Annotated in this window: 23 protein-coding genes; 19 read left to right on the top strand and 4 right to left on the bottom strand. The window is 40.2% G+C overall.

The genetic code is table 11. The features are described 5' to 3' along the window. Positions 1-68 precede the first annotated feature (68 nt). From ACNJYY_RS12210 to ACNJYY_RS12195, 4 genes are all read left to right on the top strand, one after another. On the top strand, positions 69-1973 hold the full coding sequence (locus ACNJYY_RS12210) for a 3'-5' exonuclease (RefSeq protein ID WP_416728722.1): 1905 nt from the start codon (positions 69-71) through the stop codon (positions 1971-1973). 21 nt (positions 1974-1994) lie between these two features. Continuing rightward, positions 1995-2186: a hypothetical protein gene (locus ACNJYY_RS12205; protein WP_416728721.1), complete on the top strand. Its 192-nt coding sequence runs from the start codon at positions 1995-1997 to the stop codon at positions 2184-2186. A 199-nt stretch (positions 2187-2385) separates the two neighbouring features. Then, positions 2386-4893, top strand: a complete 2508-nt coding sequence (locus ACNJYY_RS12200) for an McrB family protein (RefSeq protein WP_416728720.1) — start codon at positions 2386-2388, stop codon at positions 4891-4893. After that, positions 4859-7345, top strand: a complete 2487-nt coding sequence (locus tag ACNJYY_RS12195) for a DUF2357 domain-containing protein (protein ID WP_416728719.1) — start codon at positions 4859-4861, stop codon at positions 7343-7345. Before ACNJYY_RS12200 ends, ACNJYY_RS12195 begins: the two co-directional genes overlap by 35 nt. Positions 7346-7393: 48 nt before the next feature. On the opposite strand, the gene ACNJYY_RS12190 is transcribed toward ACNJYY_RS12195, so the two are convergent. Together ACNJYY_RS12190 and ACNJYY_RS12185 are read right to left on the bottom strand one after the other, a co-directional pair. Beyond that, complete coding sequence (locus ACNJYY_RS12190) at positions 7394-8275, bottom strand: hydroxymethylglutaryl-CoA lyase (RefSeq protein WP_416728718.1); 882 nt, start codon at positions 8273-8275, stop codon at positions 7394-7396. After that, positions 8268-8942: a GntR family transcriptional regulator gene (locus tag ACNJYY_RS12185; protein ID WP_416728717.1), complete on the bottom strand. Its 675-nt coding sequence runs from the start codon at positions 8940-8942 to the stop codon at positions 8268-8270. Before ACNJYY_RS12185 ends, ACNJYY_RS12190 begins: the two co-directional genes overlap by 8 nt. A gap of 218 nt (positions 8943-9160) precedes the next feature. Between ACNJYY_RS12185 and ACNJYY_RS12180 the strand changes: the two genes are divergently transcribed. The 7 genes from ACNJYY_RS12180 (at position 9161) to ACNJYY_RS12150 (ending at position 16135) form a co-directional block, all read left to right on the top strand. Continuing rightward, the gene (locus ACNJYY_RS12180; protein ID WP_416728716.1) at positions 9161-10360 is read left to right on the top strand and encodes a CaiB/BaiF CoA transferase family protein; all 1200 of its coding nucleotides are present in this window, start codon (positions 9161-9163) and stop codon (positions 10358-10360) included. An 18-nt stretch (positions 10361-10378) separates the two neighbouring features. Next, positions 10379-11803, top strand: a complete 1425-nt coding sequence (gene leuC / locus ACNJYY_RS12175; protein WP_416728715.1) for a 3-isopropylmalate dehydratase large subunit — start codon at positions 10379-10381, stop codon at positions 11801-11803. After that, a complete protein-coding gene (gene leuD / locus ACNJYY_RS12170) occupies positions 11803-12426 on the top strand; it encodes a 3-isopropylmalate dehydratase small subunit (protein WP_416728714.1) in 624 nt (207 codons plus the stop codon). The genes leuC and leuD overlap by 1 nt, the downstream gene beginning before the upstream one ends. Positions 12427-12489: 63 nt before the next feature. Further along, complete coding sequence (locus ACNJYY_RS12165) at positions 12490-12756, top strand: hypothetical protein (protein WP_416728713.1); 267 nt, start codon at positions 12490-12492, stop codon at positions 12754-12756. Then, positions 12749-14257: a sodium:solute symporter family protein gene (locus ACNJYY_RS12160; protein WP_416728712.1), complete on the top strand. Its 1509-nt coding sequence runs from the start codon at positions 12749-12751 to the stop codon at positions 14255-14257. The genes ACNJYY_RS12165 and ACNJYY_RS12160 overlap by 8 nt, the downstream gene beginning before the upstream one ends. Positions 14258-14287: 30 nt before the next feature. After that, positions 14288-15532 (top strand): MFS transporter, encoded by a 1245-nt coding sequence (locus ACNJYY_RS12155; RefSeq protein ID WP_416728711.1) that lies wholly within the window; start codon positions 14288-14290, stop codon positions 15530-15532. Between the two features lie 6 nt (positions 15533-15538). Beyond that, entirely contained in the window at positions 15539-16135 is a 597-nt protein-coding gene (locus ACNJYY_RS12150) for a flavin reductase family protein (RefSeq protein ID WP_416728710.1), read from the top strand. Between the two features lie 37 nt (positions 16136-16172). Here ACNJYY_RS12150 and ACNJYY_RS12145 read toward each other — a convergent pair whose 3' ends face one another. Next, positions 16173-16499, bottom strand: coding sequence for an ArsR/SmtB family transcription factor (locus ACNJYY_RS12145; RefSeq protein ID WP_416728709.1), 327 nt, complete (start codon positions 16497-16499; stop codon positions 16173-16175). Beyond that, complete coding sequence (locus tag ACNJYY_RS12140; RefSeq protein ID WP_416728708.1) at positions 16500-16919, bottom strand: SRPBCC family protein; 420 nt, start codon at positions 16917-16919, stop codon at positions 16500-16502. A gap of 151 nt (positions 16920-17070) precedes the next feature. On the opposite strand from ACNJYY_RS12140, the gene ACNJYY_RS12135 reads away from it, so the two are divergent. The 8 genes from ACNJYY_RS12135 to ACNJYY_RS12100 are packed head-to-tail and all read left to right on the top strand — an operon-like array spanning position 17071 to position 21655. Then, positions 17071-17901, top strand: coding sequence for an aminoglycoside adenylyltransferase domain-containing protein (locus ACNJYY_RS12135; protein WP_416728707.1), 831 nt, complete (start codon positions 17071-17073; stop codon positions 17899-17901). A 26-nt stretch (positions 17902-17927) separates the two neighbouring features. Further along, complete coding sequence (locus ACNJYY_RS12130) at positions 17928-18236, top strand: hypothetical protein (protein ID WP_416728706.1); 309 nt, start codon at positions 17928-17930, stop codon at positions 18234-18236. Between the two features lie 22 nt (positions 18237-18258). Next, complete coding sequence (locus ACNJYY_RS12125) at positions 18259-18483, top strand: hypothetical protein (protein ID WP_416728705.1); 225 nt, start codon at positions 18259-18261, stop codon at positions 18481-18483. Beyond that, positions 18483-19751, top strand: coding sequence for a hypothetical protein (locus tag ACNJYY_RS12120; protein WP_416728704.1), 1269 nt, complete (start codon positions 18483-18485; stop codon positions 19749-19751). Before ACNJYY_RS12125 ends, ACNJYY_RS12120 begins: the two co-directional genes overlap by 1 nt. Positions 19752-19807: 56 nt before the next feature. Next, positions 19808-20311, top strand: coding sequence for a DinB family protein (locus ACNJYY_RS12115; RefSeq protein WP_416728703.1), 504 nt, complete (start codon positions 19808-19810; stop codon positions 20309-20311). 33 nt (positions 20312-20344) lie between these two features. Then, on the top strand, positions 20345-20743 hold the full coding sequence (locus ACNJYY_RS12110; RefSeq protein WP_416728702.1) for a DUF4279 domain-containing protein: 399 nt from the start codon (positions 20345-20347) through the stop codon (positions 20741-20743). Then, complete coding sequence (locus tag ACNJYY_RS12105) at positions 20740-21084, top strand: hypothetical protein (protein WP_416728701.1); 345 nt, start codon at positions 20740-20742, stop codon at positions 21082-21084. Before ACNJYY_RS12110 ends, ACNJYY_RS12105 begins: the two co-directional genes overlap by 4 nt. A gap of 10 nt (positions 21085-21094) precedes the next feature. Then, on the top strand, positions 21095-21655 hold the full coding sequence (locus ACNJYY_RS12100) for a GNAT family N-acetyltransferase (RefSeq protein WP_416728700.1): 561 nt from the start codon (positions 21095-21097) through the stop codon (positions 21653-21655). Positions 21656-21663 lie beyond the last annotated feature (8 nt).

The raw sequence follows: 21663 nt of genomic DNA, 5'->3' as shown, positions 1-21663 counted from the left end.
AGAGAATGATAGAAAGATGTCTAATATTGTAAAAATATTTTTGAATAAAAATGAGATAGGTGAATGTCATGGCATACATGGTTCCACTTACAATACGATCTTCTGCCACAGCCGGCGAAAGACTATTATTCCATACACTTAAAAACTACTTACCTGATGATTATATCGTGTACTATGAGCCGGAAATCCAAGGCAGACGTCCAGACTTTGTAATCTTAGGACCTGATCTAGGGTTAATTGTGTTAGAAGTGAAGGATTATACAAGGAACACTTTATATCAACTTAATTCTGATGACTGGGTCATTTCAGCTGCGAATGGTTCGCAAGCAACTGTAAAAAACCCTTTAAAACAAGCTAGAGAATACGCCTTTCATATAAGTAATGTATTGAAAAAAGATAAAAGCCTCATTCAAACAGAAGGAAAGTATCAATTTCAGCTCAAGTTTCCTTTTGGTTATGGCGTTGTTTTCACCCGTCTCTATCAAAAAGATATGGTGAGAGATAACTTATATTCCATACTTGAACCAAGCTTAACGTTAGCAAGAGATGAAATTGATCCAGAAAATGAACACTTCTCAGAAGAGTTATTAATGGAGAAAATCCTAGATATGTTTATCGTGCCTTACCGGCTAAAAGAACCATTAACAAATGAAGAGATTGCAGCCATTCGTTATCATTTGTTCCCTGAAGTGCGAATTAGTGCGGAATTTAAACAAGCTGTTCCTTATCAAGATCAACTCTTGTTGTCTTTAAAAGATATTAAAGTCATGGATCTGCATCAGGAGAATCTTGCAAAACAATTAGGAGATAAGAACCGACTCATTCGAGGGGTAGCAGGTAGTGGGAAGACCTTAATCTTAGCTTCAAGAGCGAAAATGATTGTAAAAGAACACCCTGACTGGAAAGTATTGATTCTGTGCTATAACATTTCACTCGCTCAAAGCATCCGCCAAATGGTTCATGCAAAACTATATGAGCCTGAGGATCTTTTTGATTTTGTAAAGAAGCCAGAAGAAAAGAAAGTCAGTGACAATATTATGATTCGTAACTTTCATCAATGGTTGAAGCAAGATTTAAAGATTAAAGAATATCAAATTCCGACCATACTCGAAAAAATTGACCATAACGAAGCTATTCTACCCAAATATGATGCGGTGTTAATAGATGAAGGACAAGACTTTGAACCAGAATGGCTAGGGCTAGTAAGCCGTTTATTAAATCCGGATACACAGTCTTTGTTAATAGTAGAAGATCGAGCACAAAACATTTATAAAAGAAAAACAAGCTATGTCCAAGATACAGGATTGAATTTTCAAGGTAGATCTAAAATTTTGAATATCAACTATAGAAATTCAGCTCAGATTGTAAAGTTTGCCTGGGGTTTTTACCGCGAACATTCTCAGTTAAATACAAAAGTGATCCAAGGTCAGACTGAAGGTATTGAAATTATTCATCCACAAGGAACGAAACGTAAGGGACCAGAACCATTTTTGTTGGAAGCTACCAATTTCACTGAAGAAATGGAAAAAGTAGCACGAACCATAAAGAAGCTTCATGAAATTCGTAAAGTACCATATTCAGAAATGTTGATTCTTTATCGAGTTAGAAAGACGAATAAGCTCGCTGTAACCGATACAATCATTCGCACATTTAAAAAGCATAATATCCCTTACTACTGGTTAACCGAACATGAAGGTTCCAAGCGGAACTTTGTAAAAGAAGAAGAATCAGTAAAGATTAGTACAATTGAAAGTAGTAAAGGGTTAGACTTTCAATCCGTATTCGTAGTGAATACCGACAGCATGCCTTTCCCTTTAGAAGATAGTAAAGAAAAAGAAGTGTCATTGCTTTATATCGCTATGACAAGAGCACAGAACTACCTTTGTATTTCTTATTCAGGAGAATCAGAGTTTACTAAATACTTTACGAAAACTAAAGATGAAATAAAAAGCACACTAAAAGAAGTTAAATAAACTAGACTAAGGATGATGGGAATGGCATTAGTAAAAGAAGAACCATTAAAGAAACTCGATAAAAATAGAAACAGTGTGCACCAAGAGGTTCAAGCTACATATTCGGTTTTTAAAGATAAAAACAACAATAAATATTTTCAATTAAATACCTATGGATCTGAAGAAAGAAAGGTAAAAGGAGTAACGAGTCAGTCTATCCAACTTGATAAGTAAGCAGCAAGAAAATTGATTAATATTTTATCAAAAGAGTATTTATAGAAAATAGAGGCAAAAATACACATTCTATATCCGATGTGAATTAATGGAGAACACTTGATTTTTTCAAGTGTTTTTATCTATTTAAGTGATAGACCATAATTGATATGATTTAAGAAACAAGTCTATTTAAAAATACTAGAGGGCAGTTGATAACATGCTTGAAAAATTAATTATTAACTATTTAGGGCATTTAAAACATATCCAGACTTTAAGTTCGATGCAAACAAATTCTATTAGGTTAAATGATACAGGGTTATATGTTGAAACGGATACGTCCAAAAGAAAGTTTGAAGTAGGTGAAAAAGATAGTTCTTGGGAGTTAATATCATTTCAATTTTTGTATGATGCATGGAATGAATTCTCAAGTATTAGAAAAGCTGATTCTACAGATTTTGTTAAAGCAACGGGTCGTACCTCATTTGTTATGGCTTTGTTTTCTCAACTTCCTTTTGTATCAGTAACACAAAAAAATGGAAAGAATGCAATAATGCTAAATCAATTCTTTACAGATCAATTACCAGAAATAAACTTAAAACAAGTCCTAGAATTATTAGAAGAAGTTATTGAAAGGGGACTAGATCTTAAATCTCTCAAACAACGCTATCCAGAAGACAATGTTTATAGATTAAAATCTCGTGCCCGACAAGGATTGAAATTATTGGGTTTCATTGATAGTCAATATTTTATAAATGTGGGTTTAATTGAAGAAATCAGATCAAGTAAAATACGATCAGTTATTCTTAAAAAACAAATGTTAAAACATACGTATTTCTCTATTGTCTATGAACTTCTTTCAAGATCCTCTGATTTAGAAAAGATATATAAGTTTCAAGCCATAAAAGAACTTGGAATGTTAATTGTAAAGAATTCTGCAGGTGATAATTTAATGCGTGATTCTGTTGCAGATGCACGGACAAGATACATGCTTTCTTGGATGCAAGAAGTTGATTTACTTGATGAGGAGTTGACCCCGATTATGGAAGAAAGCATTCGTCCCTTACTAATTAGAACAATGCAGGGTTATTTAACTGCTAGAACGGAGCCGCTAACTAATCATCCCTTGGGAAAATTAGTTCGGAATGAGCTGCCTGATGCAATTAGTCGTTTACCTTTCATAGATTCGAATACATATTCAGTAAAAGGATCTGTAGGACAAGGGAATTGGGCAACAGTTCCTTGGTTAGCTATCCTAAATAAGAATGTTACTTTATCTACTCAACGTGGATACTATATTGTGTATTTATTTAGTGAAAATATGAAAGAACTTTACCTAACATTTGCACAAGGCATTACTGAAACATCCAGAAATGAAATGTTACAACTGAATGAGGAAATAAGAAAAAACATTGAAATGGATGGAGTTATAAAAAGTAATGATTATTTTCTTGGGGAAGGTGCAAAAGCAAGAGGATATGTTGAAAGTACTGCAGCTTACATAAAATATTCTTTAGATGACATACCTTCTGAAAATCAACTTGTAAATGATTTAGAAAAAATGATTTCTTATTATGAGAGGTTTATAGATCATAAAAAAGAAAGACGAGAAGAAGAAATGATTGTTATCCCAAATGCAAATGAGAAAGAGATTACCGATCATATTCATTCCTATATACAAAGCAAAGGCTTCTACTATAAAAAAGAAGAAGTCATCAATCTTTTTCTTTCATTAAAAACAAAACCTTTTGTCATACTATCCGGAATATCAGGTACAGGTAAAACAAAAATGGTTCAGTGGTTTGCTGAAAGCTTGGGTGCAAATGAAAAAAATGGTCAGTTCACCTTAATTCCAGTTCGTCCTGACTGGGGTGATGGTTCTGATCTATTAGGTTATGTAGATATTAAGGGTGACTTTAAGAAAGGTCCATTAACCTCTGTTCTGGAAAGGGCAATGGATGATCCGGAAAAACCGTTCTTTGTTTTACTTGATGAAATGAATCTAGCGAGAGTGGAATACTACTTCAGTGATCTTTTAAGTGTTATGGAAAGTCGGCGACGGGAAAATGGAGAGATAATAACTACACCGGTATTACCTTTTAAGGTGGATGGCAGAGACATTATTCTCCCTTCAAATGTTTATATTATTGGGACGGTTAACATGGACGAGACGACACATCCTTTTAGTAAAAAGGTGTTGGACCGTGCGAATACGATTGAGTTTAATAGAGTTCAATTGGACTACTTTGCTTTCTTAGAGGATTTTGAAGATCAGAAACCTTTGTCTATAGAAAATCAGTCTTTAGCGGGAGACTTCTTGCATTTAAAAGATGCATATAAAGATAACATGTCGATAATTAAAAAGGTAACAGAAGTTTTAGTCGATATTAACCTGCAACTAGAAGGTATTAGTGCACAGGTCGGATATAGAGTACGAGATGAAATTTGTTTTTATGTGATTTATAGCGAGAAAGATAACTTACAGACATTTGAAGCAGCTATGGATCAATCGATTCTTCAGAAGATACTTCCGCGTATTTCAGGGAGTGATGAGCGTGTATGGGATATACTTAAGGGGCTTTATGAAATTTGCACGAATCAGGTCTATGATACCGATGTGCTACCTGAATTCGATAAAGCGATATATCCTAAGTCTGCACAAAAGATCGTACATATGATTAGGAGGTACGAGAATGATGGCTTCACTTCCTTCTGGATTGGTTCGTGAGGATGTTGAACTCGTATTAATTGAAACGGATGAATTCACTCTTTTTATGAAAGGAAAACCTTATCATCAGCGGTTTGAAGGGTTGTCTCAATATAAGAAGAAACTGCAGAATGAAACGATGGAATTTAAGGTTGAGGGAAAGTCGCTTCAGTCTGTTAAAGTTTTTGATGTAGACCAACAAGTGTTAGCAGCTGGTTCAACTTTTAGACCTATCTTTTTCGAAAATGGAAACTACCAAATTATCATTACATCAAAAATAGATTCAGAGTTAGAGTTCTATCACGAACATCATCTTTTAAGAAACGCTGTAAGCAGTGTGCCCGTAAGTCCAAAACAAGTTTTAATGGGTAGTCTGCAATTTCAAAATGAAGTTGGTTTATCAACATTTGAAATTCGTATGCAAGGAAATACGATGTTGACCGTAACTTTTGAAATTTTTCCATCAAAGCTTGATTATAAAGAAGATTATCGGAAACTACTAGATGAAGTGAATGAAGAAATCTATAATCTAGCATTCCACTTTTTACGAAAAACGTATCTTGGTGCGAAAACCAAGGTAGAAGGGGAAGCAAGTGCTGCTGAATTTTATCGATTGATTCAACATCATTTCAGGTCATTTCTACAAGCGATCAAAAGAATTGAGCAACAACCGCATCATCAGTTAATAACCACTCATCAAAAGGTGAGAGGGGATCAACTAAAGAAGATGGACTCTTATGGTCGAAATCAGCTTAGAAAAAAAGCTTCATTGTTTCAAGAGGTTCCAAATGGAATTCAGTTAGAGAACAAACAACTTATGCCCATTGAAGGCTGGCAGGTTAAAAAAGAACACTCATTTGATACGATGGAAAACCGTCTTATTAAGTGGTTGATGATTCGAATTGAAGATAAGCTTAAGAATTTGCATAAAAAGGTAGAAGCTCCAAGTGGCAGATACAAAACAGAACCAGATCAAGAAGTGGTTAAAGCTATCAATGATATGCAAAAGCTACTGCAACAAAGAGTTAAAAATCCATTTTGGAAGACCATTAGTAAGTTGGATCGTTCCGTAATGAGTTTAGTCATACAGATGGCACCAGGGTATAGGGATGCTTTTCAAATCTATGTTTTACTTTCCCGTGGATTAGAACTGCATGGTCATATCTATAAAATGTCGGTTAAAGATGTAGCTCAGCTTTATGAGTATTGGACATATCTTAAGCTTGGTGCTCTATTGGATAAGAAATATGTACTCTTATCTCAGGACGTGGTCAAGGTGAATCGAGAAGGTCTGTTTGTGAACCTTGACGGTAGTAATTCTGCTAAACGCGTTTATCAGCATCCATATACAGGAGAGAAGATTATTCTTCAATATCAAAAGGAAGAAAGGCATCTCCCTACTATCACACAGAAACCAGATACGATGCTGAGCATACAGAAGAAAGGTAAGGACTACAGCTACAACTATATCTTCGATGCCAAATATCGTATTGATTTTGCGGTGGAAGATAGTTATTACGGAAAACGATATAAGAGCCCTGGGCCGATGGAGGATGATATTAACACGATGCATCGATACCGTGATGCATTAGTTGTTCAACATGAAGGGCCATATGAACGAACAGCTTTTGGAGCATATGTTTTATTTCCGTGGTTTGAAGAAGAGTTGTATGAACAACATGCATTTTATAAAAGCATTGAGACCGTAAATATCGGTGGATTACCTTTCTTACCAAATGCAACGAGATTAGTTGAACAATTTGTGGAACACCTCATTGAAAAAAGTCCAGAAGAGATACTAGAAGAAGGCATACTACCAAGAGGCACATCAGAACGCTGGCAGTCTTCATTAGATGAAACTGTTCTGGTTGGTTTAATAAGTGATGAGGAAGTTTTTGCAGATTGCATCCAACAAAAAGCGTTTAAGATAGCAGTGAAGGACTTGAAAAAAGGATGGCAAGAGGCAAAGCATATTGCTCTTTACCTATCCAGTAAAGTTTCGAAAAATAATGGAGTTAAGTATTACGGTAAGATAGACGATATCAAGTTCAGTTCCCCGAATAGCAATGTACAACTTGTTACATTTACAGTGACCGTTTGGGAAGAGTTGAAGAAAGTAATTAAACCAGTTGGTTATGGTATTTCTTCATACATGCTAACTACATTGAATGCTTTAAGAGAAGCTACAGAATTACCTGAACTTTATATGAAAAGTAAAGATGAGTTAGCGGTTTGGAAAACAATGCGTAGATTAACAAATAGTCCTAAGATTAACTTAAACCATACACATGTTGATCAGGCATCAGAAATTGTTCAAATACAATCAGGTGAGATATTGGTTTCTGTAGGTAAATATGAAATACAGGTAAAACGTTTAGGCAGTGTACAGTTTGAATCGATAGATAGAGAAGAATTTATGAACAACCCAAATCGGTTATTTAGAAAAGTAGTAGATATTTTAAATGAAAAATAGAGCCTGTCCTAAATTAGAACAGGTTTTTTCTATTACTTTAATTTAAAATTATATACTCCCTGCCTTCATCAACATCCCATCTAATACTCGTTCCATATTTCTCTCCAGCCACTTAGCTGCTTCTAACAAACTCTTAAGATCTGCTCCTGTCTCCACATTCATCCCTTTAAACATATTCACCATATCTTCCGTACAAACATTGCCTACGGCTTTAGGTGCAAATGGGCACCCACCTAATCCTCCAATCGAGGAATCAAAACGGGTGACACCAGCTTGGTAGCCTGCAAGGATGTTAGCTAATCCAAGACCACGTGTGTTGTGGAAGTGAAGTCCGAGTGTGAGCTCTTTACCGAATTGTTTCTGAAAAGCTGAAACAACTGTTTGTACTTGAAGTGGATTGGCAATTCCGGTCGTGTCTGCAAGAGTGATTTCTATGCATCCTGCTTTTAAAAATGATTCTGCCACTTTCAACACTTTAGAGAGTGGTACTTCTCCTTCAAACGGACAGCCGAATGCTGTTCCAAGAACTCCGGCAACACCTTTTGAAGCTGCACCTTCCTCAATAACCTTCGTAAGTTCCTCAACCGCCTGATCCACCGTTCGTTTTGCATTTCGTAGATTAAAAGAGTCACTAGTCGTTGTGACAACGTGAAGGAAGTCAACGTCTGTAAGTAGTGCACGTTCCAGTCCTGAGCGGCTTAGTACAAGTCCTGCATATCGGACGTCATCTCGTTTTGGAACAAGACGCATCACTTCTTCTGCATCCGCCATCTGTGGAACGACTTTTTTGTTCACGAATGATACGGCTTCAATGATTCGTATTCCAGAGTCAATGAGCTTGTTGATGAGTTCAACCTTTGTTTCAGTGGAGACGAGCTTTGGTTCGTTCTGCAGCCCGTCTCGTGGTCCGACTTCACAGATTTCAATCATGAGTATCCTCCTTCAAGACATGGATTTTCTTGATTTCTTCTAAATGGGCAAGTACTTGATCACGGCCTTGATAGATGTGCTCTGTCATCGCAACACGTGCGCGTTCTGAGTCCTGATTCTGAATCGATGAAAGTATCGTTTTATGAACTTCGAGTGAACGTTTTAGTTCAAACTCGTCGTACCAATAGAACGAACGAAAGACGAGAGGGACGACGACTACTTTTGATAGATGAAAGTAGATATGCGGGTTCTTACACGCTGAAATAATAGCTTCATGAAACTGCTGATTGAAGTTCACGATTTCTTTAATAGAATTCAAGTCTGCTTCCTTATAGCGTTCGATTGCTTCTTCGTAACGAGCATTCGCTTCTTTCATTTTTTCACTATCCTCATCCGAACGATGAAGGGCAGCCTGGCTCGCTGCGTAACCTTCTAATAGTGTACGAAGGTCATAGATTTGCTGAATATCTTCGCGTGTAAAGTTACGCACACTCACACCGCGCTTTAAAGGTATCACAAGACCTTCTGATTCAAGCTGTTTGATCGCCTCTCTGATCGGAGTTCTGCTCAGACTTAACTCTTTAGCAAGAGACTCCTCTCCAAGCCTCATCCCAGGCTCGTATTTTCCGTGTATGATGGCTTCTTTTATATATTTATAGGCATCCATAAATAACCACTCCTTAATCGTATTGTATACAAACTGAATTTAAGTTGCAATAATTTTCTGAAAATAAATAATGTAAAGGTCGTTAAATCAACGTTTATAGAACATTTTTAAAATTAAATTAATATTACCCATTGACCTTTTGTATACAAAGCGTTAATTTGGTATAAAGATTAAGAAAATTATGATTCTTCTAAAAATAAGACAAACGGAGGGATAACATGTCCGATCAACTTCCTTTAGGTGATATTCGTGTTATTGAGCTGGGAACCCTTTTGGCAGGTCCTTTTTCCGGAAGGCTGTTAGCGGACTTTGGGGCAGAAGTAATCAAGGTCGAGCCTCCAGGGAAATCAGACCCGATGAGAAACTGGGGACAGTCTAAAGATGGTGTCGGGCTATGGTGGCCGATTCAGTCACGCAACAAAAAGTCTGTCACGCTGAACTTGAGAGTAGAAGAAGGTCAGAACATTTTAAAAGAGATGGTGAAAGACGCGGACGTGATCATCGAGAACTTTCGTCCGGGAACGATGGAGAAATGGAATCTTTCCTATGAAGAGTTATCTGAGATCAATCCGAAGTTGATCATGGTCCGGACGTCCGGATACGGACAGACGGGACCTTATAAACATCGGGCTGGTTTCGGAAGTGTTGGGGAAGCGATGGGAGGTCTCCGAAATGTTACAGGATTCCCAGACCGGCCGCCATCACGAATCGGAGTGTCAATCGGTGATACGCTCGCAGCACTCTTTTCAACGGTGGGTTGTCTAGTTGCATTGCATGAAAGAGAGCGTTCAGGAGTGGGGCAAGTCGTAGATACGGCTCTCTATGAATCGGTCTTCTCGGTCATGGAAAGTCTCATCCCTGACTATCTGTTTGCAGGCTATATCAGAGAAAGAATGGGCAACATTCTCCCAGGTGTAGCGCCATCTAACATCTATTTTACGAAAGACAAGACCTATATCGTGATCGGTGCAAATGCTGATGGTGTGTTCCGGCGATTATGTGAAGCGATGGAGCAACCGTATCTTGCAGATGACCCGAGATTCTCCACTCATCACGCAAGAGGCGAGAACATGAAAGTGCTCGATATGCTGATTGAGGATTGGACGAAATCGCTCGATGCGAAAGATGCACTAGAGATTTTAGATGAAAAAGGTGTACCTTCTGGACTCATCTATACAGCAAAAGAGATCTTAGAAGATCCTCATTATCAAGAACGCGAGATGATCGTGAACGTGGAGCATCCAGAACTTGGTGAATTTCCGATGCCGGGGATCGTGCCGAAACTTAGCCGTACACCAGGGAAAGTGAATCACGTTGGTCCAGAGGTGATGGGCAAGCATAACGATGAAGTGTATAGGAACTGGCTTGGATACAGTGAAGAGGAAGTCGAGAGGTTAAAAGAAACGAGCGTTATCTAAATCGGGGGTGAGAAGAACGTGGGGAAGACACTTTACGATAAAGTTTACGACAGGCATGTGGTCTACCAAGGAGAAGATCAGCCATCTATTCTGTATATTGATCTTCACCTCATTCATGAAGTAACGTCACCACAGGCATTTGAAGGACTGCGGATGAACAACCGTGTTGTCAGTCGTCCAGATCGAACACTGGCGACGATGGATCACAGCATTCCGACAACAGACCGTTCACTTCCGTTCCGGGATGAAGTGGCGAAGAAGCAGGTGAAGACTTTAGAAGAAAACTGCCGGGAGTTTGGAATCCAGCTGTTTGACCTACAGAGCGAAAATCAAGGAATCGTCCATGTGATTGCACCTGAACTTGGGCTAACACAGCCTGGTCAGACGATCGTATGCGGTGACAGCCATACGTCAACACATGGCGCGTTTGGAGCATTGGCGTTCGGAATCGGAACGAGTGAAGTGGAGCACGTTTTAGCGACACAGACTCTTAAGCAGGATAAGGCAAAGACACTCGCGATCAACATTACGGGTGAGCTGCCAAAGGGAACATCAGCAAAAGATTTAATTCTTTCAATCATCGGTAAATATGGTCACGACTTTGCGACCGGTCACGTGATCGAGTACAAAGGGGAAGTCATTCAAAACTTAACGATGGAAGAGAGAATGACGGTCTGCAACATGTCGATCGAGATGGGTGCACGCGCCGGGTTGATCCAGCCTGATGAAGTTACGTTTCACTATTTAAAAGAAAAAGCATATGCACCAAAAGGAGAACAATGGGAAGAGGCTCTATCTGAATGGCGGGTATTGTATACAGATGATGATGCCGTTTTTGACCAAACCGTTGAATTTGATGCCAGTGAAGTGGTGCCGCAAGTAACGTGGGGAACGAATCCTGGTCAAGGTGCTGGTATCACAGATGTCGTTCCATCACCAGAAAATTTACCGATCAACCAAAGAAAAGCCGCAGAAAAAGCGCTTCAATATATGGGACTTCAATCAGGAACGCCGTTTGACTCAATAAAACTCGATAAAGTGTTCATCGGGTCGTGTACGAACAGCCGAATTGAAGACCTTCGTAAAGCGGCTAAAATCGTAAGCGGTTACAAAGTGGCGGATTCCGTACATGCACTCGTCGTTCCAGGCTCTCAAACGGTAAAACGACAGGCTGAGGAAGAAGGTCTGGATCAAGTTTTTATAAAAGCTGGTTTTGACTGGCGTGAATCCGGCTGCAGCATGTGCCTTGGGATGAACGAGGATATCGTGCTCGAAGGGGAGCGATGTGCTTCAACTTCAAACCGAAATTTTGAAGGCCGACAAGGAAAAGGAGCTCGCACACATCTGGTGAGTCCAGAGATGGCAGCAGCTGCAGCGATTAAAGGACATTTTGTAGATGTGAGAAACTGGGTGACAAAAGAACGTGAGGAGGTGGGCTCATAATGGAACCTTTTACTTCATTTACCGGAACTGCTGTACCGCTCGATGTGGATAACGTCGATACGGATGCCATCATTCCGAAGCAGTTTCTAAAAAGGACAGAGCGAACAGGCTACGGGCAGTTTCTGTTCTATGACTGGCGGTTTGAAAATGGAAAAGAACGACAAGATTTTATTTTAAATCAAGACCGTTATCAAGGGTCGTCTGTTCTGCTCGCAAGAAAGAACTTCGGGTGCGGCTCGTCCCGTGAACATGCACCATGGGCTCTATCTGACTATGGTTTTCGGGTGATCATCGCCCCATCATTTGCAGACATCTTTTATAACAACTGCTTTAAGAATGGGATTCTGCCCATTGTTCTATCTGAAGATGATGTGGATATGTTGTTCGAGCGGACGTATGAAAAGCGAGGATACCAGTTATCCTTTGATCTAGTGAGTGAAAGAGTGATAGATTCACTTGGTTTTGAAGCGTATTTCGAGGTTACTCCTTATCGGAAAAGGTTGCTTCAAAAGGGTCTTGATGAGATCGGTTCAACACTGGAATTTAAGGATAAGATTACGAGTTTTGAAGAAAAACACCGCATCTATTACACAATAGACAGAAATGAAAAGGCTTTCATCTAAGGCTGTACTGCATCATAGATTATCAGCTCCATAGAACTTATTTTCTTTTAAGGAGGATATGATATGAAAACCAAGTCAGTGAAAGAACCGATCCGTAAAAAATGGATCTGGATTTTGTTGTTTATCAATGTTGTTTTAATCGTTCCCTGGTATTTTCCGAAGGGAGCGGTTGAACCTTTTGTCTTTGGATTTCCACTCTGGGCATTTATTTCTACCTTTTTCACACTTATCTTGGGAGCTTACCTAAGCTGGCTCTGTATCTCTCAATGGAATATCGTTGAGGAGGAAGAGGAAAACGCTAAGAGAAAGGAGGATGTGAAGCATGGATAATTTAGTTTTCGCCGGTATGGACGGCATTATTATCCTGAGTGTCTTCGCGATTGTGATGCTCGTAATTGGGTATTATTCTGGTAAAGGAGATACGAATCTTCATCATAGTCTATCAGGCTACTATTTAGCTGGAAAAAATCTCGGATTCATCGCGTTATTCTTCACACTCTACGCCACACAGTATAGCGGAAACACGATTGTAGGTTATGCGCCTACTGGTTACCGTACAGGATTCTCGTGGCTGCAGTCGATCTCGTTCATGACTATTATCATTGGAATCTATCTGTTGTTCGCGCCGAGACTTTACGTGGTGTCGAAACGCCGAAACTTTGTAACCCCTACTGATTGGCTGGAGTTCCGTTTTAAATCGAAGGCTGTTACACTGCTTTCTATCTTCTTGATGCTTTGGGGTCTAGGAAACTATCTGTTGGAGCAGCTAGTCGCGATCGGACAAGCGGTTGCGGGTATGACAGGCGGAACGATTCCTTATGAAATTGCTGTTGTTGTTTTCGTTCTCGTTATGCTTGCCTATGAGTGGATGGGGGGTATGAAGGCAGTTGCGTTCACGGATGTTATGCAAGGGATTGTCCTGATGATAGGTATCTTCGTATTCTTGGCGGGTGCCCTTTACTTGGTTGGAGGGAACTTTGCTGAAGTGACTCGGTTCATCGCAGACAATGAACCTGCAAAACTTGGTGTTCCTGAGATGGAAGTATCAGTGAACTGGTTTAGTATGCTCGTGCTTGTAGGACTCGGGGCATCCATTTACCCGCATGCTGTTCAGCGTATCTATTCTGCTGAAAGTGAAAGAACGTTAAAAAAGTCTTTCGCTCGTATGGCGTGGATGCCGCCGATCACAACAGGCCTTGTATTTGTTGTCGGGATCATCGGAATCATGCTTTTCCCAGGATTGGATACAGCGGGGTCAGAACAATTAGTTGGTTTGATGGCAAATAAGATCGCGGCGATCAACGGGTTTTATTATTGGATGATGATCATCTTCTTTGGTGGAATCGTTGCGGCGATCATCTCTACGGCAGACTCTGTTTTGCTTAGTTTTTCATCGATGTTATCAAACGATGTATATGGTAAATTTGTTAATCCTGGAGCTACTGAATACAAGAAAGTTATGGTTGGCAAAATCGGCGGAATCATTGCAATCTTCTTCCTTTTAATTATTGCATGGAACCCACCAGGTACACTTTACCAAATTTTCGTCCTGAAATTTGAGCTCTTAGTACAAGTATTCCCGGCGTTTGTTCTAGGACTATACTGGAAACGTCTCGCTGCTAAACCAGTATTCTGGGGAATGCTTATCGGTGCTGTTGTTGCCGGATTGTTAACGTTAACCGGCTATAAGACGGTGTTCGGTATACACGGCGGAGTGATCGGGCTTACGATAAACTTTGTTGTTTGTATCGTTGGATCGATGCTCGTTACAGTCTCTGCTGATCAATCATTGAAAAAGGACGAAATTGCAGTGTTGGAGCTTGAAGCATAATACAATCAATAAAAAAGAGTTGAAGCTGACATGGCAAATTTGAGTTTGAGCGTTAAGCGTAGTCGTCTTGAGCCACATTGGCAGATGCTGATCTGGCTCTTGATTGTTCAAATATTGGTTGCCTTCGTAGGACGCGGACTTGTCCCGCTTGGAGTTTTGATTGGAGCAGATCTTTCGCTCTCAAAAGCTCAAATCGGCATGCTTCCGGCGGGTCTCTTTTTAGGACAGGCACTGGCTTCCATCCCTGCAGGTTTCTTAGTGGACCGGCTCGGATCGAGGAGGCTACTTCTTGCTTTGTCCATGTGTTTAGGGCTCGGGTTCATGTTCTCGACCTTTTTTACACATTTTTGGTCAATGCTCATATTCGTGGTCATCGGCGGTGTGGGATACGGAGCGATGCACCCGGTCTCGAACAGAGGCATCATCTATTGGTTCACACAAACACAGCGCGGCACAGCCATGGGCATCAAACAGATGGGCGTCACACTCGGATCTGCTTTATCCGCCGTGATCTTACTTCCAATTGCAGCATCTTATGGCTGGCGGACAGCTGTAATCGGCGCAGCATTACTTTTGATTCTGATTGGGGTCCTGTCCTTTTTTCAGTACCGCGATTCAGAGTACGCACCACAAGGGAAAAGTGATCAGAGGTTGTCTGTTTTTTATAAAGCCATGTGGAAAATGATTCAGAACAAACCGCTCTTACTTGTAAGTCTAAGTGCACTCGGACTGAACGGCGCGCAGATGTGCCTGAACACGTATCTCGTACTCTTTGCTTATGAGAAGATGGGAATCTCTCTGTTTCTGTCGGGGCTGTTACTCGTCATTTCAGAAGCATGCGGATCGTTTGGAAGAGTCGCTTGGGGTGTGATCAGCGACCGAGTTTTTAACGGAGAACGTGTAATTATTATCATCGTGATCGTCATCATTTCTTCACTGTCGAGCAGTACATTGGCATTGTTGCCTGAACATACGCCGTTTGGTTTTCTTGTTCCGATCATTGCAGTTTTTGGGTTCGCGGTATCAGGTTTTAATGGAATCTGGATGAACTTAGCGAGTGAACTTGTTCCACCTGAACAGGCTGGTATATCGAGTGGGTTGAGCATTACGATTGGGTCACTTGGGGTTATCGCAGCACCGCCTGTCTTCGGTTTTATGGTAGATCTGAATGGCAGCTACACATCAGGATGGTTTTTTATCACAGGATTGTTATGTGTCGTTTTTGCAATTCTGCTAGTTTTGTTGAACGTCAATAAAAGAGAGAAGCGAGGGTGAGTGAACGTGCAATTTGATCCGAAAGAGCTGACAGAAAAGGATGTATACAAACTATTGATTGGCTCAGTCGTGCCAAGACCGATCGCCTGGGTATCGACCATTTCAACAGAGGGAGTGGTCAATCTGGCGCCGTTCAGTTTTTTTAACGTAGCATCCCGAAACCCTCCTATGCTTTGTATATCGATAGGACCTGGGGTGGGAGAAAGAGAAGGAACGGAGAAAGATACACTCGTAAACATACGGAATCAAAAAGAGTTCGTGATAAATGTGGTCACGTCAACCTTGGGGAATGAAATGCAGAAAACGTCTGAGAACCTTCCGAGTGAAGTGGATGAATTTGAAGCGGCTGGGCTCACAACATTAGACAGTACGATTGTAAAACCAAAGCGCGTTAAAGAAGCACCCATCCAGATGGAATGTCAGTTGGAGCAGATCATTCAGCTCGGCAGCGATCATTTGGTGATTGGCAGGATGGTCCGCTATCATATCAATGATGATTATTACCTTGGTAATTATAAAGTGGATCTAGAGAAATTGCAGCCGCTCGGAAGGTTTGCAGGGAACTATAGTGAGAGCAAAGATTTCTTTTCGCTGCCGCGCTAAAGTGAAAAAGCTTAAGGAGAAATATCCTTAAGCTTTTTTATTTTTTATCACCCTCAACAAAATGCTTCAACATAGCCAACTTATTACCCCAAAACTTCTCATAATAAGCTAACCACTGTTTCACTTCTGTTAAAGGCTCAGGGTGTAGCTGATAAATCTTTTCCCGTCCTTCTTTTCTGCCGGATATGAGCTCAGCCTCCGCTAAGATTTGCAGATGCTTCGTTACAGCGGTTCGACTCATCTCAAAGTGATACGCTATCTCTGAAATCGGCCGCTCATTTTCAGAAAGTAACCTTAAAACTTCACGTCTCGTAGGATCGGCAATCGCTTTAAAGACATCGTGTTTTTCTGCTGGTGCTGCCACTTAGCTCTCAACGACCTTTTTCAGTCTTTCATTCACAATACCAACCCATCCGCCGTTCATGCGGTCACGAACATCTTGTGCTTTTTGATTCGCTTTTCCAACGAGAGCGTCTTCTTCTTTCCATCCGCTATGGATTAAAGTGAACTCTGTCTGATCTCCTTTTTCTTCTAATAGAAAAGTAACGACCCAGCCGTCCGTGTCCCATGCAAAGGATAGCTTATGCGGTTCATCGATCACGAGCACTTTACACGGCGAAGGACCAAAAGGGGACTGGATGTGAAACTCATGTCCTTCTTCTGCTTTAAAGTCATTTGGCATGAACCATGCTGACATGCCTTTTGATGTCGATACAGCATCCCACACTTTTTGAATCGGTGCGTTAAAGGTTGCGGTTTGTTTAATATCTGGTAGTGTTGACACAAGCATTCATCTCCTAGTCTGAATATGTAACCATTTGGTTGTACGTTTAGAATATAACACCTTTTGGTTGCATGTCAATTCATACTGAGGGGATTGGATAAATATGCTAAAATATAGGAATACAATGTGTTCATGAAAAGAGGCTAACGGTATGACCCAAACGCAAACAAGAAATGAACCAATACGTATACCTGAAGAAGTAAAGAAAGTATTGAATTCTTACTTTGAAAAAATTGAGAAGAAGCTGCCAAACAAGTTGGAGTCATTTTATCTATTCGGGTCTGTTTCCATTGGAGCTTACCAAGAAGGATTAAGTGACATCGACTTTTACGGAGTTACAAAAGAAAAGCTAACAGAATCAAATGTTGAGAAATTAAAAGAAATTCACCATGAGATGAGAAAAGAGTACCCGAAGCCGAGCTTAGATGGAATGTATCTTACGCGTGAGGATCTAGAGAGTGAGAATAAAGGTAATTCTTCTTGTCCATATTTTAATGAAGGCAAGCTTCAAAGTTATCTGCCTTTTCACCGTAATTGGATTGACGCGTATCAACTTCAGAAATATGGCATCGTCGTTAAAGGACTGCCGATTGAAACGTACAATTTATCTGTAGATTGGACAGAATTGAAATCAAACTTGGTCGAGAACATTAACGGTTATTGGCTGAACTGGGTGAGAAATTGTGAGCGTTTTCCGTCTCTTCAGTATATAGGATTATACATGAGTGCAAACATGATCGAGTGGGGAGTACTTGGGGTGACGCGTCTATATTATTCGATAAGGGAAGAAGACATAACATCAAAAGAGGGAGCTGGTGAATATGCATTAGTAAATGTTCCTAAAGCGTATCATCAAATCATCCGAGAAGCACTGCGCATCCGAAATGAAAATAAGTTCTCGCATTATGGCTCAACGAGTAAAAGAAGAAATGATGCACTCAGCTATATGAAGTATATAATAAAAGAATGTAATAACTTGTAAGATTCATAGAAAAGGATGGGACGAAAATGGCGAAATTAGTGTTTAAGAGAGACAGTCAGTTCATGAACAAGATGAGAAAGTTTGATATTTACCTGAATGAGAGCAAGACAGAGCAGATCAAGGACGGAGAAACGAAACAACTGGACGTAGCACCTGGCGAGTATATCGTGAAGATGCAGATCGACTGGGTTGAGAGCGCAACGCACAGAATTCAGATCGGTGCAGATGACACCGTTCATTTTCAGTGTGGCAGCCGATTGAAGGGCATGAAGATCTTGAAAGCCTCTTCTGCCATGAACACAGTGGATGAGTACATCTATTTAGAAAAGAAATAAGGTGAATGAGGAGGAGATTTTGATGAACAGACTGCAGCACCTGCTTTTTGGATTTCTAGTGGGACTTGGGTTTATGTCACTAAGTTTCGTGGATGTAGAACGTTTCGGTCCATTTGGTGGATTAATCTGGTTTATCAATACGGTCTTGTATTATGTAGGTTACGGAGTTGTGGTCGTTCTCGGAGTCTGGATCTTATTCTTAGTCATGGGAGAACTTGGGGAACAGTCACAAAAGGAGCGGGAGTAGTGGATAGCAGAATACAAACATTCGTAGATCAAGCTCAAACAACGTTCGGACTAGGAAACTACTATTTACATCATCATAGTCTATGGCGGGACGTGAACCACTTAAACGAAACGAGTTACACACTTTGTTTGGAGTGGTTTCCGAATGGAACGGTGTCCGATGAAGATGGTTCGAACCCTGAAGGTACAGCGGTCATTGAATATAACGTGAACACCGGAAAATTGAAGAATGCAATCTTTGTTATGGGTGAGACTTATGCACAAGATGGAATCACATTTAATGGTGGAACTGAGGAAGTCATTAAGTGGATCGAACAAGAAACCGGATTAACATATAACGAGCAGTTCCAACTACATAACGAAACAGAAAATGAAATAGAATTTCGTTCATTTATAGACAATACTCCTATCTCGCCGTCTGGAATGATTGAAGTGAAATGGAATGATAAACGACAGCTAATCTTCTTTTCCGTTCATGGTGAGTTTCCAATGGGTGATACGGTAAAATGCGAATCCTATACTCTTTACTTAGAGAAAGCGAAACACATCGCTAAGGAACAAGTGAAAAGAATAGAATATCCGTCGTTTGAACAAAAGAAGCTATTTGCCGTGTATGCGGTAGAAGAGATCTACATAAGAAACAAAGATCAGATGACCAAACCTTTTGAAATGCTTCAAGATGGCGGGACTTCTAAAAAAGTGAATCACATTTTGGAGTGGGATGGACCGATCTCTGGAGCTTTTGAGCGTAAAGAGATCGATTTGCAAGAAGAGATTACGGCAGATGAAGCCTTTTCCTGCACGCCTTCTCCAGCCACCTTACCTATTACGGAGGAAGATGAAAAGAAGTGTGTGGAAGCAGTAGAACGCTTGTTGCGGCATGCATACCCGGAAGACTCTGGGATATGGTGTGTGACAACTCTACATCGAGACAAAAAGTTTCTAGTTGCGACACTCAAAACAAATCAACATGAAACACGAGTCTTTGAAAGAAAACTGTCAGTATTCCTTGATCCACATTCGATGGACGTTGTGAACTACATCGACAACCAGTTCATGTTAGAGATGTACGATTCCTTAGAAGCACCCGGCAATGTAACGGTCACACAAGACGAAGCGTATGAGAAATTGAAAGGTTTGTTTGAGCTCCAGCCTTTTTATGTGTATGACGATGAACAGAAACAGTATATTCTTTGCGGGAAATTGGACTGTCATCATGGAGTGAACGCTGAAACGGGTGAAGTGGTTTTGTTGGATGATTTAGGATAAATCTTTTTTCTCTCCAGGTTAAGGTTTATAAAATACTGATAATGGAGGTTTTAAATATGTACATAACCATTGCGGACTTTATTCGAGAATGGAATCGCGAAGCAACGCTAACGCAAAAGGTGTTAGATGGATTAACCGATGAATCGTTGGAACAACCAGTTTACCCAGAAGGACGTACGTTAGGAAGAATCGCTTGGCATCTAACCACTAATATTCCAGAGTACTTAGCTCATTTTGGTTTGAAAGTTGATGAAGTAAAAAATACTGAAGAGGTTCCAACATCGGCTAAAGAGATTGCTGACACCTTTAAAGATCTAAGTTCTGCTGCAACGAGAGCCATTGAAGAGCAATGGACAGACGAAAGCTTGAAAGAAGTGCAAACAGCCTTCGGTAGAGAAGAATCAAACGCTCAAATTTTGATGGGACTCATCAAGCACATTGTTCACCATCGTGGACAAGTAACAATCCTAATGCGTCAAGCGGGAATTAAACCTTTTGGGGTTTATGGACCACCGAAAGAAGACTGGATCCATCTAGGTGTAAAGAATCCACCGCTTTAAATAGAAACAAGAAACGTATTGCGAGGAGATGCTATGTACGAGACACAAGTGAAAGTGTACTTCTCCCTTTTTGGCGATGACTTTCCGATAAATGAAGTGACGAGAAGACTGGAAATCACCCCAACAGAAAGCTATAAAAAAGGAGATTCAATTTTAGCCAACTCTTCGCTTCGCAGGAAAGAAACAAGCTGGGATTATGGGACGGACTACCAAAACTCGCTCGATGTAAATGAGCAGCTTCAGCAAGTTATGAATCAGTTGAGAGATAAATGCTCGATTATTAATGAATTACAAGCGGAGTTTGGCTTAACGAGTATAATCTATATTGTAATCGCAATGGTAAATGGGCAAGCTCCAGCTTTGTATTTAGAGAAAGACATCCTCACATTCGCGTCAAACATCGGAGCTGAGATCGAGGTGGATTTTGTATGAACTGGAACTGGAATGAGACTATAATTAATCTCGATTATTCGTATGAAAATTTGAAACAGCTGTTAAATGATTTTTGTGAGAATAAGAGTGAGTATTCTCATTACGAACTTGCTAAATGGTGCGATAATTTAACGATGGCATGGGAAGAAGAAGATCTTGATGAAAAAGGGGATCTTACCTTTTTTATAGCCAGAGATATTGAGTGTCAGTGGGATTTATACTTAGCAAATGCGTATACATTTAAACAATTAAAAGTTTTAGATTTGAACACAGTATCCATGCCTGGTGATTGGATGCAGGATTGGTTTCAGAAGATGAAAGCTGGAGTATGGATTGAATAGAGGTGTATAAATGATTAACTACTCAGGAACACCCGTAATAGAAACAGACCGATTACTTCTTCGTCCTTTAAAACAATCCGACACTCAAAGCGTATATGACCATTGGCTTTCAGACGAACGGGTCGCAGACAATCGGGTGAATGCTGCTCACACGAGTATTGCTCAAACAGAAGAGCGTGTGAAAGAGATCGTCAGTCAGTATAAAAATAAGGACTTTTGTTATTGGGGCATCGAGTTGAAAGATACAGGTGAACTGATTGGCGAAATCGATCTATATGATTTTGATAGCTCGATAGATAATTGTGAAGTAAGCTATTCGCTTGGTTTCAAGTGGTGGAACCATGGGTACGGGACCGAAGCACTGCAAGCTGTAGTAGAGTTTGGCTTCCGACAGATGAACATCCATAAGATCTCTGCTGCACATAACACTGATAATCCTGCTTCAGGTAGGATTATAGCCAAAGTAGGAATGAAACAAGAAGGCGTAATTCGTCACATGATTCGTAATGCGAATAATCAGTATAAGGACTGTGCGGTGTATGGAATACTTCGAGAAGATTACTTAAGCTGATTATTCAT

This window comes from Fictibacillus tiangongensis, assembly GCF_048083785.1.
Taxonomy (GTDB): domain Bacteria; phylum Bacillota; class Bacilli; order Bacillales; family Fictibacillaceae; genus Fictibacillus.
The sequence above is the reverse complement of the archived record's forward strand: the minus strand, read 5'-3'. Positions and strand labels throughout refer to the sequence as shown.

What these genes read in the sequence shown, in the direction of transcription:
- ACNJYY_RS12210 (WP_416728722.1), top strand. Translation starts at nt 69, where the DNA reads ATGGCATACATGGTTCCACTTACAATACGATCTTCTGCCACAGCCGGC.
- ACNJYY_RS12205 (WP_416728721.1), top strand. Translation starts at nt 1,995, where the DNA reads ATGGCATTAGTAAAAGAAGAACCATTAAAGAAACTCGATAAAAATAGA.
- ACNJYY_RS12200 (WP_416728720.1), top strand. Translation starts at nt 2,386, where the DNA reads ATGCTTGAAAAATTAATTATTAACTATTTAGGGCATTTAAAACATATC.
- ACNJYY_RS12195 (WP_416728719.1), top strand. Translation starts at nt 4,859, where the DNA reads ATGATGGCTTCACTTCCTTCTGGATTGGTTCGTGAGGATGTTGAACTC.
- ACNJYY_RS12190 (WP_416728718.1), bottom strand. Translation starts at nt 8,275, where the DNA reads ATGATTGAAATCTGTGAAGTCGGACCACGAGACGGGCTGCAGAACGAA.
- ACNJYY_RS12185 (WP_416728717.1), bottom strand. Translation starts at nt 8,942, where the DNA reads ATGGATGCCTATAAATATATAAAAGAAGCCATCATACACGGAAAATAC.
- ACNJYY_RS12180 (WP_416728716.1), top strand. Translation starts at nt 9,161, where the DNA reads ATGTCCGATCAACTTCCTTTAGGTGATATTCGTGTTATTGAGCTGGGA.
- leuD (WP_416728714.1), top strand. Translation starts at nt 11,803, where the DNA reads ATGGAACCTTTTACTTCATTTACCGGAACTGCTGTACCGCTCGATGTG.
- ACNJYY_RS12165 (WP_416728713.1), top strand. Translation starts at nt 12,490, where the DNA reads ATGAAAACCAAGTCAGTGAAAGAACCGATCCGTAAAAAATGGATCTGG.
- ACNJYY_RS12160 (WP_416728712.1), top strand. Translation starts at nt 12,749, where the DNA reads ATGGATAATTTAGTTTTCGCCGGTATGGACGGCATTATTATCCTGAGT.
- ACNJYY_RS12155 (WP_416728711.1), top strand. Translation starts at nt 14,288, where the DNA reads ATGGCAAATTTGAGTTTGAGCGTTAAGCGTAGTCGTCTTGAGCCACAT.
- ACNJYY_RS12135 (WP_416728707.1), top strand. Translation starts at nt 17,071, where the DNA reads ATGACCCAAACGCAAACAAGAAATGAACCAATACGTATACCTGAAGAA.
- ACNJYY_RS12130 (WP_416728706.1), top strand. Translation starts at nt 17,928, where the DNA reads ATGGCGAAATTAGTGTTTAAGAGAGACAGTCAGTTCATGAACAAGATG.
- ACNJYY_RS12125 (WP_416728705.1), top strand. Translation starts at nt 18,259, where the DNA reads ATGAACAGACTGCAGCACCTGCTTTTTGGATTTCTAGTGGGACTTGGG.
- ACNJYY_RS12115 (WP_416728703.1), top strand. Translation starts at nt 19,808, where the DNA reads ATGTACATAACCATTGCGGACTTTATTCGAGAATGGAATCGCGAAGCA.
- ACNJYY_RS12110 (WP_416728702.1), top strand. Translation starts at nt 20,345, where the DNA reads ATGTACGAGACACAAGTGAAAGTGTACTTCTCCCTTTTTGGCGATGAC.
- ACNJYY_RS12105 (WP_416728701.1), top strand. Translation starts at nt 20,740, where the DNA reads ATGAACTGGAACTGGAATGAGACTATAATTAATCTCGATTATTCGTAT.
- ACNJYY_RS12100 (WP_416728700.1), top strand. Translation starts at nt 21,095, where the DNA reads ATGATTAACTACTCAGGAACACCCGTAATAGAAACAGACCGATTACTT.